Source organism: Jeotgalibacillus aurantiacus (assembly GCF_020595125.1).
Lineage (GTDB): Bacteria > Bacillota > Bacilli > Bacillales > Jeotgalibacillaceae > Jeotgalibacillus > Jeotgalibacillus aurantiacus.
The window spans coordinates 555603-570587 of sequence record NZ_JACNMS010000003.1; the positions used below are offsets into that span (position 1 = coordinate 555603).

21 protein-coding genes are annotated in these 14985 nt (G+C 43.2%); 11 read left to right on the forward strand and 10 right to left on the reverse strand.

From position 1 onward, the window contains the following. Nucleotides 1–79: 79 nt before the first annotated feature. Both H7968_RS12440 and H7968_RS12445 read left to right on the forward strand, forming a co-directional pair. Nucleotides 80–544 (forward strand): GNAT family N-acetyltransferase, encoded by a 465-nt coding sequence (locus H7968_RS12440; RefSeq protein ID WP_227396460.1) that lies wholly within the window; start codon nt 80–82, stop codon nt 542–544. After that, nucleotides 541–699, forward strand: coding sequence for a hypothetical protein (locus tag H7968_RS12445; RefSeq protein ID WP_227396461.1), 159 nt, complete (start codon nt 541–543; stop codon nt 697–699). The genes H7968_RS12440 and H7968_RS12445 overlap by 4 nt, the downstream gene beginning before the upstream one ends. Nucleotides 700–882: 183 nt before the next feature. On the opposite strand, the gene H7968_RS12450 is transcribed toward H7968_RS12445, so the two are convergent. After that, nucleotides 883–1071, reverse strand: coding sequence for a DUF2187 family protein (locus H7968_RS12450; protein ID WP_227396462.1), 189 nt, complete (start codon nt 1069–1071; stop codon nt 883–885). A 277-nt stretch (nt 1072–1348) separates the two neighbouring features. Between H7968_RS12450 and H7968_RS12455 the strand changes: the two genes are divergently transcribed. Next, nucleotides 1349–1807 carry a hypothetical protein gene (locus H7968_RS12455; RefSeq protein WP_227396463.1) on the forward strand — a complete coding sequence of 153 codons (459 nt, stop codon included), beginning with the start codon at nt 1349–1351 and terminating at the stop codon, nt 1805–1807. Nucleotides 1808–1918: 111 nt separating this feature from the next. After that, the gene (locus H7968_RS12460) at nt 1919–2188 is read left to right on the forward strand and encodes a hypothetical protein (protein ID WP_227396464.1); all 270 of its coding nucleotides are present in this window, start codon (nt 1919–1921) and stop codon (nt 2186–2188) included. A 32-nt stretch (nt 2189–2220) separates the two neighbouring features. Here H7968_RS12460 and H7968_RS12465 read toward each other — a convergent pair whose 3' ends face one another. From H7968_RS12465 to pulA, 4 genes are all read right to left on the reverse strand, one after another. Continuing rightward, on the reverse strand, nt 2221–2478 hold the full coding sequence (locus tag H7968_RS12465) for a metal-sensitive transcriptional regulator (RefSeq protein WP_134372393.1): 258 nt from the start codon (nt 2476–2478) through the stop codon (nt 2221–2223). 82 nt (nt 2479–2560) lie between these two features. Continuing rightward, a complete protein-coding gene (locus H7968_RS12470; protein WP_227396465.1) occupies nt 2561–2788 on the reverse strand; it encodes a DUF2164 domain-containing protein in 228 nt (75 codons plus the stop codon). A gap of 78 nt (nt 2789–2866) precedes the next feature. Next, the gene (locus H7968_RS12475) at nt 2867–3055 is read right to left on the reverse strand and encodes a YqaE/Pmp3 family membrane protein (protein WP_227396466.1); all 189 of its coding nucleotides are present in this window, start codon (nt 3053–3055) and stop codon (nt 2867–2869) included. A 41-nt stretch (nt 3056–3096) separates the two neighbouring features. Then, nucleotides 3097–5649 carry a type I pullulanase gene (gene pulA / locus H7968_RS12480; RefSeq protein ID WP_227396467.1) on the reverse strand — a complete coding sequence of 851 codons (2553 nt, stop codon included), beginning with the start codon at nt 5647–5649 and terminating at the stop codon, nt 3097–3099. A gap of 185 nt (nt 5650–5834) precedes the next feature. Between pulA and H7968_RS12485 the strand changes: the two genes are divergently transcribed. Then, entirely contained in the window at nt 5835–6458 is a 624-nt protein-coding gene (locus H7968_RS12485; RefSeq protein WP_227396468.1) for an FMN-dependent NADH-azoreductase, read from the forward strand. 61 nt (nt 6459–6519) lie between these two features. Here H7968_RS12485 and H7968_RS12490 read toward each other — a convergent pair whose 3' ends face one another. Both H7968_RS12490 and H7968_RS12495 read right to left on the reverse strand, forming a co-directional pair. Further along, complete coding sequence (locus H7968_RS12490; RefSeq protein ID WP_227396469.1) at nt 6520–6849, reverse strand: DUF4870 domain-containing protein; 330 nt, start codon at nt 6847–6849, stop codon at nt 6520–6522. Nucleotides 6850–6943: 94 nt separating this feature from the next. Beyond that, complete coding sequence (locus H7968_RS12495) at nt 6944–7753, reverse strand: DUF368 domain-containing protein (RefSeq protein ID WP_227396470.1); 810 nt, start codon at nt 7751–7753, stop codon at nt 6944–6946. A 126-nt stretch (nt 7754–7879) separates the two neighbouring features. Here H7968_RS12495 and H7968_RS12500 point away from each other — a divergent pair, with 126 nt between their 5' ends. From H7968_RS12500 to yidC, 3 genes are all read left to right on the forward strand, one after another. Continuing rightward, entirely contained in the window at nt 7880–8773 is an 894-nt protein-coding gene (locus tag H7968_RS12500; protein WP_227396471.1) for a diacylglycerol/lipid kinase family protein, read from the forward strand. Nucleotides 8774–9023: 250 nt separating this feature from the next. Then, a complete protein-coding gene (locus H7968_RS12505) occupies nt 9024–9305 on the forward strand; it encodes a hypothetical protein (protein ID WP_227396472.1) in 282 nt (93 codons plus the stop codon). A 31-nt stretch (nt 9306–9336) separates the two neighbouring features. Then, complete coding sequence (gene yidC / locus H7968_RS12510) at nt 9337–10134, forward strand: membrane protein insertase YidC (protein WP_227396473.1); 798 nt, start codon at nt 9337–9339, stop codon at nt 10132–10134. Nucleotides 10135–10499: 365 nt separating this feature from the next. Here the strand turns inward: yidC and H7968_RS12515 are convergent, their stop codons facing one another. Further along, on the reverse strand, nt 10500–11054 hold the full coding sequence (locus tag H7968_RS12515; protein WP_227396474.1) for a sugar O-acetyltransferase: 555 nt from the start codon (nt 11052–11054) through the stop codon (nt 10500–10502). Between the two features lie 92 nt (nt 11055–11146). Here H7968_RS12515 and H7968_RS12520 point away from each other — a divergent pair, with 92 nt between their 5' ends. The 3 genes from H7968_RS12520 to H7968_RS12530 all read left to right on the forward strand — a co-directional run bounded on the left by H7968_RS12520 (nt 11147) and on the right by H7968_RS12530 (nt 13090). Then, a complete protein-coding gene (locus H7968_RS12520) occupies nt 11147–11890 on the forward strand; it encodes an SDR family NAD(P)-dependent oxidoreductase (protein WP_227396475.1) in 744 nt (247 codons plus the stop codon). Nucleotides 11891–12043: 153 nt separating this feature from the next. Further along, nucleotides 12044–12328, forward strand: coding sequence for a DNA primase (locus H7968_RS12525; RefSeq protein WP_227396476.1), 285 nt, complete (start codon nt 12044–12046; stop codon nt 12326–12328). A 159-nt stretch (nt 12329–12487) separates the two neighbouring features. After that, nucleotides 12488–13090: a pyroglutamyl-peptidase I gene (locus H7968_RS12530; RefSeq protein ID WP_227396477.1), complete on the forward strand. Its 603-nt coding sequence runs from the start codon at nt 12488–12490 to the stop codon at nt 13088–13090. Between the two features lie 399 nt (nt 13091–13489). Here H7968_RS12530 and H7968_RS12535 read toward each other — a convergent pair whose 3' ends face one another. After that, entirely contained in the window at nt 13490–13651 is a 162-nt protein-coding gene (locus H7968_RS12535; protein ID WP_166805832.1) for a hypothetical protein, read from the reverse strand. 64 nt (nt 13652–13715) lie between these two features. Further along, on the reverse strand, nt 13716–14855 hold the full coding sequence (locus H7968_RS12540; protein ID WP_227396478.1) for an MFS transporter: 1140 nt from the start codon (nt 14853–14855) through the stop codon (nt 13716–13718). Nucleotides 14856–14985 lie beyond the last annotated feature (130 nt).

The window sequence follows — 14985 nt, forward strand, 5'->3', positions numbered from 1 at the left end:
TACTTATCTGAACATGAAAGTTACGGGTGATTTGATTATAATGGATTCATGTATCGGATGAAAGAACGGAGGAATCATTATGAACTGGGAATTGAAGCGGTTTGACGAATTAAATACAAGGGAGCTGTACAACATTCTTCAGGCCAGAAATGCGATTTTCGTGGTGGAGCAGGAGTGTGCGTATCACGAAATCGATGGGCATGATCCTGATTGCTGGCACCTGTCGTTGAAAATAGATGGGGAGCTGGCCGCATATTCAAGGTTATTGGAAAGAGGAGTGAAATATGATATCGCGTCTATAGGGCGGATTATTGTGCCGGAGAAATTCCGTGGTAATGGTTTGGCAAGGCTATTAGTTCAGCGGTCCATAGATATTATGGTAAATGATTGGAAAGAAAAAGAAATTAAGCTGCAGGCTCAAACGTACTTGAGAGACTTTTATGAATCATTTGGTTTTGAAGCGACTTCTGAAGAATATCTTGATGATGGTATTCCGCATGTAGATATGGTTATGACGATTAAGGAAACGAGTGACGCAAAATGAGCGGGAACAAAATTGTGATCGGAATTGTAGTGTTTGTTCTGTTGATGATTTTGGGTATTTTTGTTGTGATTGCGAATTTTAATCCTGAGAGAATGTCAACTGGGCTGATAGGTGAAGTTGGGATTGGGGAGTTTTATGAGGAGAGAAATATTTAGAAACCGCGCAGGAGACATTCTTTCCACCTCAGGAGTCTGCGGTGAGTCGAGCCCGGGATGGTTGTCTGAAGAACTTTTCAATAAAATTGTCTATAAATGATGATGTAACGATGAGAAAAAGCTGCCTGAATGGGCAGCTTTTGGTGACTTTGTTGATCAGACTATGAACCTGCTCACGTATGTTTACTTTTCGATAATCTCATAATTTTCATGGGACACAACGGTGAAATTGGTTCCATAATCCAATAGCAATGCATCTTCTTCTGATATATTTACAATTACGGATCGCTCAAGAATTTTGGTTACTTCACCTGTAATATCAAAACCATGGCGAGTAAATTTAATTTTTTGACCTACATTTGCCTGTGTCATAATCAGCACCCCATATCCTAAAGTAAAATATCCGATTGTCTGCTCTATTATAACGCAGACTTTTCTTCCTTCAAACGCTTATACTTCCTGAACTGTACACGCATTCATTTCTCTATACCCCATTATTACTTAAGTATTCTACTATAAATAATCTTAAATAGGGTGAAATTTCTGTAATTTTCACGAAAAAGATTTTCAGACTATGCATCATTTAACTTACTTTATTAAATGCGGTTTGATAAAATGGACCGTAATGGCGTTTTCACGGGGGGGTAACATGAAGAGCAGGAAGTCTTTCTGGTATACAGCAGGAGCATACAGCATTATTATAATGCTGATTTCAATGGCTGTTTTATTTAATATCTATCCTGGTGGCTATGGATATATCTATAACGAAGAAACGGAGCAGATCACGCTTGAGCGTGGTGTCTTTGGAAAAGAGAAGGTAACGGATCAGGTAGCGGACGATGAGGCGCTCAGTTATGTGCTTTATCAAAATGAGGTTGACCGCGCGATTCAATCATGGATTCTCGTACTGACGCTGGGGATTTTTATAGTGTACTTAGTACAGCGAATATTACCGGCTTATCAAAATCGTAAAGAGCAGGGTTACAGGGTAAAGGATTTAATAGCGCTTGGACTATTTGTCCTGACAGTGGTAGTTGCTGTGTCATTGCTCGTATCACTCAGTCAAAGCATTCAATATCTTGAGCAGGTTTATCATACTGTTGCTTAGTTAGTCACGGGACAACAAAAAAATCATCTGTCGAATCATCACAAATAGGTGTGAATTTTCTGACGATTAATGGTACAATAGCCTTACCAAATGGGATAGGCAGGTGAATATATGAGTAAAAAAAGAAGAAAATCTTCACATGATGGTTGGATTAATTTCATTTTTACTTTGATTTACCTAAGTTACTGGTGGTTTATTCTGCAAGGAGTCCTCCAGGGGTTTTCACAGCTCATCTACATAAGCATTGTACCGTTTATCATCCTGATGTTTTTACACTCTTTGACCACAAGATGGATGGAGAGACGTGTTGAGAAACAGCTCGCAGCAAGTGTTGAAAAAAGTATTGCCAGATATAAAGACCGGATTCGAACCGGCGCATAAAAAAGAGGCTGGAGCGGTTTCCAGCCTCTTTTTTATCTCGATTTTACCAGGAGTTGAACAGCCTCATTGATATAGTCGGCCGATTCTTCACCTTCTTTTGCATTTCGCAGACATTCTTCAAGGTTTCGTGCAACAATTAATCCGATGGTCCGATCAAGTGCGGTTCTGGTGGCAGAAAGCTGGGTGATGACATCCTTACAGTCTTTTCCCTCTTCCATCATACGGATAATTCCTTTGATCTGACCTTCAGCACGCTTTAAGCGGTTGAGCTGTTGTTTATCGTAATTCATATAGAGAACTCCTTTGAGTATAGTGAATAGTAATCGTATTTCTATCGTATAAGGAGATGAAGGGATTGTAAAGAACGATGTCTTATTTTTGAATTTCGAACAGATCCTCCAGTTTTTCTGCAAAAAAGCGGTGTGAATCATTGACACCCTGATTATAAATAGCTGGTCCAATCTCCTTCAGCATAAAATCCAGTAATAGAGTGGCGCGCAACTGTCCGATATCTTCATCATATTCATCGAGAAAGTAACCCTGTATTTTTTGAACCATGATTTTTTTATCATCGGCTGTAAAAGCAAATGGATCTTTCATTTTTATCAATCCTTTTCGAAAAATTAAGAAGGCCATGATATTCATAAAGAAGCACCGGACAGGCCGGTGCTTTTTGCTTTATTTATTTTTGTTCATATAGCGGTTCATTTCTTTTCTGTGACGCTGATCTCTCACAACGATGACGGCGTGAATAAGTCCCGGAATATAGCCGAGAATCGTCAGCAGAATATTTAGCAAGAAGGATCCGAACCTCCCTGTGAACAACACGGCCAGGGGAGGTAAAAAGATGGCCAAAATGTATAACATGCAATCATCTGCCTTTCAATTTTCTAACATGCCTATTCCCGCTATAACCCTGGGTTAAACGGTAAAGCAACCACGCAAGTTGATAAACCGGGCACTTCAATCATGTCTGACCGGACGATACTGAGCGGCTCCCTGCTGGCACTTTCGCCATCGACAAGCAGATGCCAGGTTCCACTTTTCTCGAGGTGAAAAGGAACCGGATGCACATGTGCATTATGAACCACGATATATTCATTATATGGAGAATGCTCATCACCGTTAAGTTTGTAGGCAATTACATGGTCATCTGTCGGATAAATGTGCATCTTCTGCATGATTTCCTCCATAGACCTCATCCTGAATACCCGGGCTGACTTTCGCAGGGAAATCAGCCCTTTCACAAACTCAATGTCCTGATTAAACTCTTCGCGCCTGAACCAGTCCAGCTGGTTAATGGCATCAGGGGAACGATAGCTGTTATGAACGCCTTGTTTAGTTCTCATAAACTCCTGACCTGCATGTAAAAACGGAATTCCCTGCGACAGTAGAACAATAGAAGTAGCAAGCTTGTGCATTTTTCTTCGTTCAATCATTGGTGAGCCCGGATTGGTCAGCTGCAGTTTATCCCAGAGCGTATGATTATCGTGTGCTTCCACGTAATTCACAACCTGCCCCGGCGATACAAAAGACTTCCGGTCATAAGGAACCTTCATGCCTGCTGATATTCCCTGCAGCATTCTATGACGATATCCGGGTCTGCCATTAACAAACCCGTTATCCTGATCTGAGAAATTGCTTCCTTTCAAATCATCCCGAAGAGAGTCATTGAAATGAGCGATACCGGGCATTTTATAAGCATTTTCCTGGTTTGCTTTTTTATTTCCGGAAAGAGAGGTCTGAAGATCCCAACCTTCACCTAAAATGATGATGGAAGGGTCTACATCATCGAGAGCCAGTCTGATTTCATTCATCGTTTCCACATCATGTATCCCCATCAGGTCAAATCGGAATCCGTCGATATGATACTCTTTGGCCCAATAGACGACTGAATCAATGATAAAACGTCTCATCATTGCCCGTTCCGATGCTGTATCGTTCCCGACACCTGTTCCGTTGGATAGACCATCCCGTGTATAGCGGAAGTAATAACCCGGCATCAGGAGGTGGAATGGTGAACGCTTAACGTCATACACATGATTATAAACAACATCCATAATCACCCTCATTCCACGGTCATGAATGGCCTGAATAAGTGTTTTTAATTCTTTTATACGAAGCGCCGGATCATACGGGTCTGTCGAATACGATCCTTCGGGTGCATTGAAATGCTTTGGATCATATCCCCAATTGTACTGAGGAGTATCGAGCATCGTTTCGTCTACAGTCCAGTAATCGAAAAATGGGAGCAGCTGCACATGAGTAACTCCAAGGTCTGCAATATAATCAAGCCCTGTGGAAAAACCGTCGGGTGTAGCGGTTCCGAGCTCTGCAAGGCCAAGATATTTTCCTTTTTGTAAAATCCCACTTTCTTCGTGGATCGAAGCGTCGCGAATATGAAGTTCATAAATGATAGCATCTGTAGGCGATGTTAATGTTGGTTTCGTGCGATTCCAGTGATAAGGATTGGTTTTGCCCATATCCATGACCACGCCGCGTGTGCCATTCACTGTCACAGCTGTAGCATACGGATCAACAGCCTCAAACCATTCCTTCCCGATTTTTACCCTGTACAAATAACGCGCTTCATGCCAGTCTCCATCAAGATCGAAATGCCAGGTTCCATTCGGACCCCGATTCATCTTATAAAGATGTGGTTCTTTTGTGTTGCGGTCTTTGTATACGGCAAGCGTTGCTTTATGAGCGGAAGGGGACCAGAATGAAAAAGAAGTTTTTTCTGGTGTGTAAAAAGAACCCAGAAAGCCATTGTAATAAAAACGCTGATCAAAGGGTTTTGTTCGTACAATATCTCCGTAGGATACGTCACAATAGCCAAAATGCGAAATGGCAACCCGGTAACGCTGACTTAATGAGAGTTTTTCATTTGTCACAATTGTCAGCTGATGGGCCAGGTCAGATGCTTCGTGATCCTTATTAACCCGTATATCTTTTATTGTAGCGCCTTCAAGATTAACCGCGATATTATCGTGTTCCCAGTCAAAAGCAAGGTTTGTACGGACGCATATTTCATGCCACTTGTTCATCTTCGCACTTAAAATACTTGGATAAACAGTAATATCATTTATTTGAGTATAAATCTTCTCCATTCCCTGCATCAGCCAGACTTCAGCCTGACCTTCCTTATTAAATGAAGAGATAAATCGATCATCAAAACGTTTGCTTGCCCAGTCATTTTCTTCTGTGCTTTTGCGAATGATAAAGCCTACACGTTTAATACCTGCAGGATCTTCCATCGTAAAAACTGCTTTTTTGCCATAGGTATCCTGACCGGAAAACTCCACCATTTTTCCTTTTTGTCCTTCCAGCCATACCCACAGGTTCCACCCGTCATAATCATGATCATAACGGTGATAATGAAGTGTAATGGTTACTTCCTTATGAAGGTGTCCGGGCTTGCGATCCGGTGAAAAATCCTCATTCTGATGTATAATCACCATCGTTACCACGCCTTTTCAAAAAAAGATTTTACTTCTACTATACGCCGGGGCAGGGGGATCTTGTTTCTTCTTTTTACCCATTATGTCCAAAATATAAGCACTTTGAAAAGTGCGAATGCTTTTAAAAGTAAGAAAAAGAGGTAATATGGATAGTAGCAGGACCATCTTGAGGGAGGAATGAAAATATGAAGGTTTTATACATTAATGCAAACCCGCGCAATAAAAAATCTGTCAGCGAAGAAATTGCAGATACTTTTATCGAAGAGTTGAAACAGGCACAGGGGGATGTTGAAGTAGATTATGCACATCTGTATGAAATGAAGCTTCAGGAAATCGATGAAGATGTGCTGGCATCATGGGGTAAACATCGTTCAGGGGAGCCGTTTACTGAAACAGAAAAAGAAAAGGTCAAGGCGATGGATGATGTGCTTGATCAATTTTTGTCAGCAGATCTGTATGTTTTCGTGACACCATTTTGGAATCTGCTCTTCCCTCCGCGCCTTAAAACGTATATCGATTCGCTTTGTATACCGGGCAAAACGTTCCGCTACACTGCTGAAGGCCAGGAAGGACTTGTCGAAGGTAAAAGAGCCGTCCATATTGAAGCGGTTGGCGGCGTCTATAAGGGAACCGGACTTAATTTTTCAGAGGACTACCTCCGTGAAATTATGCGATTCCTTGGCATTAAGGAATATGACTCTGTTATTTGCGAAGGGATGAGCCAGTACCCTGACATGGCAGATAAGATTCTTGAAGAATCAAAGGCTGAAGCGAAGGAGCTTGCGAATAAGCTCGCAAGAATGGAATAAAATCAAAAACCCGTACATCTCACAAGGCGTCTGAGGCTGATGAGGTGTGCGGGTTTTACATTTATGATGGGGTGAAGAAACGGATCGTCAGAGGAATATGATACACCTCGCCCTGCAATGCTTTGATCCCTGCTAAAACCGTGAAAATAATCATCAGCACACCCAGGATCACATTCAATACGATCCCAATGCCAAAAACAATCAGAAAGCCGGCAGCAGCCTGATATAGGAAATAACTGATCACGAAATTGAGATACATATAGCCATGCTTTTGCACGAAGAGTGAATCCCGTTTCACAAACCATAAAACAAGGGGACCGATTATAGCGGTAAAAAAGCTTGTGAAATACATAAGCCCCGCAACTAAACGTTCGTCAGACACACGATTCATGATGATGCCTCCTTTTTATTATTGTACGGATTTCAATGATAAAAAGATTCAAAAAAACCATCCCGCCTATAATGGAACGGAATGGTTTAACCTATTATCCTTTTTTGCCAAGTGTAACCGCCGTATAGAATCCTGCCACAGCGGCAACGAGACTTAAGATGACATTAAGCGGCTCAAAAGTAAGACCTGGATACACGACAAACAGTGAACCGAAAACAAGTCCGATAATGAACGCATACATCATGATTGGAAAGCGATTCATTAGGTAGCGAATCGCTTTACTGCTGAAGATAAAACCAAAAGCCACACCTGCTCCTACAAGTGCAATGATGACAAAGTTAAGGTTCGTGATCGCTGAAATGGCTGTTTCATACACCCCGATAACGAGAAGAATGAATGACCCGCTGATTCCAGGTAACAGCATAGCCGAACTAGCCAGTATACCGGATAGAAACAGCAGCAGTGCCGTCGAAACCGTAACAGACGTAATCACACCCTCCTCTGAAGGGTTAATAAACGCCATACTCGCAACGATAACTGCCCCGATAAATAATAGAAGAAGGTGCTTACCTTTAAAGTTTTCTTTTGCATTTGATTCCCTTAACAAGTAAGGTAATATACCGCCAATCAATCCAAGGAAGAAGAAGTTGGTCGGCTGCGGATAGTTCGCCAGAAGCCACTCGATTAAGTGACTCAGTAACAAAATAGCAGTAGCCATTCCTGCACCAAGTGTTAATAAAAACGGAAGATGCTTCTTCCATTCACGTGTCGTGATGCCACTGACAGCATTAATAAATTGATCGTAAATCCCAAGCAGGACAGCGATTGTTCCGCCACTTACACCAGGGATGACATCGCTCGTTCCCATCGCAAGTCCGCGAAATATATTTCTCCAGTCAAACATAGGTCAGACTCCTTTAAGTTTGTGATTCATTCAACAATCTACATTATACGGGAATTTGTGTGTTTCGTCATGAATGAAAAAAGGGAATGACAAAAAGGTATCAAAAGTCTTAAGGGAGGAACAGAGATGAAAAAGGCGATGCTTATTTTAAATCCTTCATCTGGTAAAGAAGAGGCGTTAAAGCACAAAGAATCTGTATTAAACACATTAAAAGAAATGGGCTATGAAGTCACCTTAAAAGAAACGGAAAAAGAATATGATGCAACAGTATTTGCTGAGCAGGCATGCCATGAACAATATGATGCGGTTGTCTCCATGGGAGGCGACGGTACGTTAAATGAAACCATTACAGGTCTTGCCAATCAGGAATATCAGCCGACACTTGGGATTATTCCTCTGGGAACGGTGAATGACTTTGCCCGGGCGCTGAACATACCAATGGATCCGGAGCAGGCGATTGAGCAATTAAAAACAGCTCATCCAAAAAGAGTTGATATTGGTAAGATCAATGATAAATATTTTATGAATATCATTGCACTTGGAGGGATTGCAGAAGCAACCTTCGGCGTGTCGGTTGAGCAGAAAACGAAGCTTGGTCCACTGGCTTATATGATAGAAGGGTTTAAAACGATCAGGGAAAAAGAGCCCTTTGACATGGTTCTTACCCATGATGATCAAAAATGGGAAGGAAACGCGCTTCTTTTCCTTATGGCACTGACGAACTCGGTTGGAGGTTTTGAAAAGCTTGCCCCTGATGCCGAAGTAAACGATGGAAAGCTTCATTGTTTTATCATTAAAGATGTTCCGCTTTACAAGCTTGTAGCCATTATGACCTCCCTGTTGAAAGGAACGCTTGAAGAGGATGAGAACGTCGAATACTTTACAGCGGGAGAAGTGCACGTTGATTCAGAGAAAGACCTGATCTCTAACGTTGATGGTGACGAAGGTGCACACGTTCCGCTGACAGTTAAAGTATTAAAAAGCCATATCCCGGTTTTCTGTCCTGCTGAGTCGGAATGATGGATCTAACTATCAGGTGAGTAGGCCTCGGCAAAGAAGCTTAAGGCGCGGCCTCGAAAAGTACCTGACTGTCACGGATTCCGCCGGGGCAGCAGGAAGTATTATTGTGCATTTCCTCACAAACAATATCTTCTAATCATTGCTTTTCCTATGCTTTCGGGTGTATACTGCAGTCAACATCAATCAAACTGACTTACAAGGCTTAAAGTCTTATATAAATAAAGCCTGCAAGCTTAAAGGAGTTCTCTTCATGGAGTTTATCATACAGGCGATTATGGAATCGATGAATGAAGGTACGATTCCGATTGCCTTTTTGCTATTAATGATCTGGAGCTGGAACCGTCCGATATTCTTCAGCGGACTGGGCAGACGGGAGCAGCAGCTTTTTGTGCCGGAAGTATCTGAATCAGGCAGGGAAACAGCGCTCCAGGGTCTATTTCATTTTTGCAGCCCGATGCAGCTTGTCCGCACGATTAAACGGAAAGAATGTCCGGATGACCGTGACGAACAGCCAACACCATTTCTTCTTTAATCAAAATTAAAAAAGAAATGGAATGGTGAAAATGAAAAAATCTTTATTGATCATGATGCTGGCACTGGGAGCAGCCCTGCTGTCCGGATGTGCCGCAGTTGAAAATGAAACAGGCGTATTTTATCACGCCTTTGTGTACCCTTTTGAAATCGGCATTCACGAAATCGGAACGTTCCTCGGAGGAAACTTCGGGATGGCCATTATCGTGATCACACTGCTGATTCGTCTCATCCTGATGCCGATGATGCTGAAAAACTATCGTACCCAGCAGGTCATGAAAGAAAAAATGAATGCCCTCAAACCTGAAATGGACGATATATCAAAGCGTATGAAGGAAGCAGAGTCAAAAGAAGATCAAATGAAAATTCAGCAGGAAATGATGGGATTATACCGTAAGCACGGTGTGAACCCGCTAAACATGGGCTGTCTGCCATTGCTGATCCAGATGCCGATCCTGATGGGAATGTACTTCGCCATTTCTTATTCAGAAGAGATCGCAAGTCATTCATTTCTCTGGTTCAACCTCGGTTCACCTGACATTGCCATGATGCTTGCAGCAGGTGCCGTTTATTTCGTACAGGGTGCAGTGAGCCTTCACAATCTGCCGGAAGCACAGAAAAAGCAGATGAAGCTCTTCACTTACATCTCTCCGATTATGATTATGGTCATTTCACTGAATGCGCCGGCAGCACTGCCGTTATACTGGACAGTCGGCGGTTTGTTCCTGATTATCCAGACGCTGATTGGACAGAAATATTACCGGAACCATCCGGAAAAAGCAGTTGAAAAAGAAACAGCCTCCAGCGAAACAGCAGGCGAGGTGAAATAACGGAAAGCTCTCCCGGTTTTGGGAGAGCTTTTTTCATTAACCGTGTCGACTCGTTCCTTCATTGTTTGTGATGAACTGAGCGGTGGCGCAATCACTCATTGTCTTTACTGTCGCTATCACGTTAATTTCTGTCGATCGGGATGCTGTTTCTGTCGCAATACCGTCTCGACAAGCCAGAATTGTTGATAGCACTTATTTTTATGTCGATACATCTCGGTTTCTTGTTGATAGCGCATCAGTATTTGTTGATAGCACTTAAATTACTGTCGATAGCTAAGCGGCGTCCATTCAGCCAGCCATCCCATTCATCCCGGTCTCAAGAAACGCACCTTGCAACCGAGTAAGGAATGTCCCCGCACGGTTTCTCAGTCAATCTCCCTGATCACACGGGCTGGATTCCCACCTACAACAACATTTGCAGGAACATCCTTTGTCACAACCGCTCCTGAAGCAATGACCGCATTGTCACCAACTGTCACACCGGGATTGATGATCGCACCGCCGCCAATCCAAACATTATCACCAAATGTTACCGGTTTTCCAAACTCCCTGCCGCTGTTACGTTCAGCTGCGTTTAACGGGTGAGTGGCTGTGTAAATATGTACGCCCGGAGCAAGCATGCAGTGATCGCCGAATCGGACCTCACATACATCTAAAATGACACAGTCAAAGTTTGCGAAGAAATGGTTTCCGACATGGATATTGGAGCCATAGTCGCACTGAAAGCTTGGTTCGATCCAGATGGACTCACCGGTTGAGCCGAAAAGCTCCTTCAGCAGACGAACGCGTTCTTCGCCTTCTTCCTCGGTTGTGGCATTAATGAGCCGTGACATCTTTCGTGCGTAAATCCGTTCTTTTAATAGCTGCGGGTCCTGCGGGTCATACATTTCTCCGGCCAGCATTAATTCTTTTTCAGTCATGTATATCCTCTCCTCATAAACAGTTTACCAGCTTCTTTTCGAAATCGGTTGCCCGACATACTATAATGAACTTAGTCAAAGGAGGTTATCATATGAGAAAAGCAATCGTCACAGGCGCATCAAAAGGACTTGGAGCGGCTGTAGCCAATCACTTTATTAAACACGGAATTGAAGTAACAGATGTATCGCGATCTGAAAATAGCGGGTTAAAAGGTCATCAGCAATATCATCATGAAAAAGTCGATCTTGGTGTAACGGAAGAAGCCGTATCGTTTTTAGAAGGCTGGTTCCATGAACAGCCGGAGGATCTTGAAAAAGTATACCTGATTCAAAACGCAGGTACGGTGCAGCCGATGGAACCCGTTGGGAAGATGGATGCAGAGGCCATCGAAAAAGCAATTCAGTTAAACTATGTCACGCCGGTTGTGCTGTCTAACCTGGCTTTCCAACTGGCGTCAGAACAAAAAGTGGAGTTAGTCATTGTGAACATCACTTCCGGTGCAGCCAACAAACCGAATCATGGCTGGAGCGTCTATGGAAGCACGAAAGCAGCACTGAATTTATTTACAGAAACGGCTGCACTTGAACAGGGCGATGAGGGCCACAAAATGATTTCCTTCAGCCCAAGTATTATGGATACCGGTATGCAGAAGGAAATCCGTTCCGCAAAACAGGATTCATTTGCCCAGGTAGAAGCCTTTAAAGAATATAAAGAACAAGGCAAGCTGAGAAAACCGGAGGAAGTTGGGGGAGTATTAGTGAAAATCCTGTTAGAGGAAGCGCTTGTGAATGGAAAGCTCTATCATATTAACGATTACCTCCCGAGCACAAAATAAATCAGGTCATATATTTACAATGGAAATCAAACTGTTATCTTCAATGTGTTTTTTAATGGTAAATTTACACTTTGTCTGTTTTTAAATCATTTCTCATGGGTATCCTAACAATAGGCAATAATGTTGGATATTTTTGAGAGGAGATGGATTAGCATGGAATGGAAAAAATACTTACAGGTTGGTGCAGCCGGATTTTTAAGTCTTGGGGTTCTTGCAGCATGTGGTGATGATACTGAGGAACCAATGGATACAGGAGACACGGAAGAAGAGGCACCGATGGATGAAAACACCGATGATAACATGGAAGAGGATATGGAAGAAGGCATGGATGAAACCGAAGAAAACGTAGAAGAAGGTATGGATGAGACAGAGGAAAATGTTGATGAAGGCATGGATGAAATGGAAGATGAGATGAACGAGGAAGACAGTGAATCTTAATAAAAACGATCAATGGCCGGGGCTGACTCTTTAGAGTTAGCCCGGTTTTTTGATTTGTGAGATCTGCAGGTGAAATTACTTCATCTTGAGAACCTCCTCACACCCTTTCGTTCCCCTAAATAAAGTGGTAAGCTGATTGAAAAGATGTGAGGTGAGGATATGAAAACACTACTGTTAACCGGTTTTGAACCGTTTTTACATTTCAAAACGAATCCTACAATGGAGGTTGTGAACGCTCTCCACGGGACTGAGATTAACGGTTGGACAATCGAGGGGCGTATTTTGCCGGTCGACTTTCAGCAGTCCGGTGACCTTTTGATCCAGCACTACGAAGAGATTCAGCCTGGTGCTGTCATATCACTCGGGTTAGCAGGAGGAAGAACGCACATTACGCCTGAACGGATCGCCATCAACTGTAACGATGGGGAAAAAGACAACGAAGGGTACAAGCCGGAAGGTGAAAAAATTGCCGATGATGGACCGGACGGACTGTTTTCCACTCTGCCTATTCAGGAAATGATTGATCATTTAAAGGATCACGGTTTACCGGGGAGTATTTCAAACACGGCTGGAACATACTTGTGTAATCATGTGATGTATCGGATGCTTGATCAGATCAGGCGTGAGGGGAAATCAATTCCATCCGGGTTTATACATATCCCGTCCTCGCATGAAATCGCTGTGGAGTCCAGGAAGATGCCAAGCTGGTCTCAGCGCGATCTGACTGAAGCGGTGAAGTTGTGTATTGAAAAGTTGAATTGATTTTGTAAAGCCGGGCCGGGTGGCCTTTCTTAACATAAAACAAAGGCCTATAAAAAGGGCCTCTGTTTATAATAATAATGGTTTAAGAGATTGAGTATGCTTCGTGTTTAATTCTTTTAAAAAGCAACATCAAGTACCAGCATGCTCACTGCGCGGCCATGGAAAAGCGGAGGCGGGCGTTGAGGTACGTACAAACTGGACCGGCCCCGACGGAGATAAAGGAAACACAGCGAACGCAGTGAGCTGATGTTGACTTATCGGACGAGAGGACGGGAAGTTTGCTAGTCCCTGCTCACCGCAGCTAGACAATGGAAAGCGAAGGAATGACCCGGCACGGTTCACTTTATTCACCCATCAAGAAAAACAGCGAACCTTAATAAGGTCCGCTGTTTTTCATATTTATTTAATGGACTGCAGTCCGTCGATCCGCTTTTGGAAGGATGCGAGCTTTTGTTCGAGTTCAAGGACAGAATCGAGTAGAGCCCGTCGTTCTTTTTGGCGGATTGATGTATCAAGTTTGGTTAAAAGGGACTGTACGGTTTGTTCAGTGAGTCGCTTCATGATTGAATGCCTCCGCTTAGTTTAGTTGTTAAATGATACGGAGGTATTCAAATCTTTAAGGGGGTCATGCAATTTTTTTACGGTGCATCACCAGTGATAATGCAATAGCAGGAATAACAGCGATACCCATGCCGATAAAGGCAAGTCCGGATGAAACATCATACAGCACGCCGCCAATCTGAGTGAGCACGGCTGCACTCAGTCCCATGCCCAATGATGCGTAGACACCCTGAGCAGTCGGGATCAACGGTTTCTCAACGGTCCGGTAGAGATAACGGATAAAGGCATAATGTGCGAGTCCGAATGTGAGTGAGTGGAACAATTGTGTGATGAGAAAAATCCACAACGTGGGAAATAGTCCCACAGCTACCCAACGGATGACCGCGGCCAGTGAAGCAATGATAAACATAGTGGAAACCGGTGTGTTTTTCAACAGCCTGTCTGCAAAGGTGAAAAATAAGATTTCAGACAGGACCGCAATATTGAGAATGAACCCTATGTATCCATTTGACACGTTCAGTTCCTGAAGATAAATAAATCCATAATTATAATAAGCAGCGTGAGCGCCTTGAATTAAAATGCAGATTGTCATCACGATGAGAAAGCCATGCGTTTTAAAGACGGCCTTGTAGCCGCCACGCTGAGGACTGACGCGTTCCTGCAGTGCACCGGGAGCTGATTGGAAGGCCGCTGCAATCATCAGTAATGACCCCGCAAACATCACGCCCATAATAGCAGATTCCGTCCAGATACCTGTCACGACACCGACTACAATTAAGCCGACGGTATATCCGACAGATCCCCAGGAACGGCTTCGCCCGTAGTGGATATGATCTGTTCTCATGAGAAGAGAGGCATTGCTCTCCATCATAGGCAGGATATTCGGGTAGAACAGGCTGAACAGGATCATCACCAGTGTTAATCCGAAAAAGGAATCAATGGGGATGAACAATAATAACAGCCCGGTCGAAATAACCGGTAAAAGTTTCATCAGAACGGCTAAGCTGAAGCGCTTGCTGAGTTCCGGGAATAAAAATAAAGTAGAAAATGATCGGGCGAATAATCCGGCTGCAATAATAGAGCTTGCTGCAGCAACGCTCAGGTCTTTTTCAAAGACAAGCCATCCTGTCCAGTAAGGCAGAAATACGCCCCATGTAAAAAAGAACGCAAAAAAGTTAACGGAAAGCCATGCCTGCGGTTTCATGTCGTCACACTCCGTCCAGTTTCAATTGTCGAATTTCAGTATAACACGCAGTGAAACAGGATTGAGAAATGTGTGACGAATCTTTTTCTGTCCATAAAAAAAGCCCTGCATGAGCAGGACTTTTAAAGCG

Coding starts and splice junctions, on each gene's coding strand:
- H7968_RS12440 (WP_227396460.1), top strand. CDS start 80: ATGAACTGGGAATTGAAGCGGTTTGACGAATTAAATACAAGGGAGCTG.
- H7968_RS12445 (WP_227396461.1), top strand. CDS start 541: ATGAGCGGGAACAAAATTGTGATCGGAATTGTAGTGTTTGTTCTGTTG.
- H7968_RS12450 (WP_227396462.1), bottom strand. CDS start 1,071: ATGACACAGGCAAATGTAGGTCAAAAAATTAAATTTACTCGCCATGGT.
- H7968_RS12455 (WP_227396463.1), top strand. CDS start 1,349: ATGAAGAGCAGGAAGTCTTTCTGGTATACAGCAGGAGCATACAGCATT.
- H7968_RS12460 (WP_227396464.1), top strand. CDS start 1,919: ATGAGTAAAAAAAGAAGAAAATCTTCACATGATGGTTGGATTAATTTC.
- H7968_RS12465 (WP_134372393.1), bottom strand. CDS start 2,478: ATGAATTACGATAAACAACAGCTCAACCGCTTAAAGCGTGCTGAAGGT.
- H7968_RS12470 (WP_227396465.1), bottom strand. CDS start 2,788: ATGAAAGATCCATTTGCTTTTACAGCCGATGATAAAAAAATCATGGTT.
- H7968_RS12475 (WP_227396466.1), bottom strand. CDS start 3,055: ATGTTATACATTTTGGCCATCTTTTTACCTCCCCTGGCCGTGTTGTTC.
- pulA (WP_227396467.1), bottom strand. CDS start 5,649: ATGGTGATTATACATCAGAATGAGGATTTTTCACCGGATCGCAAGCCC.
- H7968_RS12485 (WP_227396468.1), top strand. CDS start 5,835: ATGAAGGTTTTATACATTAATGCAAACCCGCGCAATAAAAAATCTGTC.
- H7968_RS12490 (WP_227396469.1), bottom strand. CDS start 6,849: ATGAATCGTGTGTCTGACGAACGTTTAGTTGCGGGGCTTATGTATTTC.
- H7968_RS12495 (WP_227396470.1), bottom strand. CDS start 7,753: ATGTTTGACTGGAGAAATATATTTCGCGGACTTGCGATGGGAACGAGC.
- H7968_RS12500 (WP_227396471.1), top strand. CDS start 7,880: ATGAAAAAGGCGATGCTTATTTTAAATCCTTCATCTGGTAAAGAAGAG.
- H7968_RS12505 (WP_227396472.1), top strand. CDS start 9,024: ATGGAGTTTATCATACAGGCGATTATGGAATCGATGAATGAAGGTACG.
- yidC (WP_227396473.1), top strand. CDS start 9,337: ATGAAAAAATCTTTATTGATCATGATGCTGGCACTGGGAGCAGCCCTG.
- H7968_RS12515 (WP_227396474.1), bottom strand. CDS start 11,054: ATGACTGAAAAAGAATTAATGCTGGCCGGAGAAATGTATGACCCGCAG.
- H7968_RS12520 (WP_227396475.1), top strand. CDS start 11,147: ATGAGAAAAGCAATCGTCACAGGCGCATCAAAAGGACTTGGAGCGGCT.
- H7968_RS12525 (WP_227396476.1), top strand. CDS start 12,044: ATGGAATGGAAAAAATACTTACAGGTTGGTGCAGCCGGATTTTTAAGT.
- H7968_RS12530 (WP_227396477.1), top strand. CDS start 12,488: ATGAAAACACTACTGTTAACCGGTTTTGAACCGTTTTTACATTTCAAA.
- H7968_RS12535 (WP_166805832.1), bottom strand. CDS start 13,651: ATGAAGCGACTCACTGAACAAACCGTACAGTCCCTTTTAACCAAACTT.
- H7968_RS12540 (WP_227396478.1), bottom strand. CDS start 14,855: ATGAAACCGCAGGCATGGCTTTCCGTTAACTTTTTTGCGTTCTTTTTT.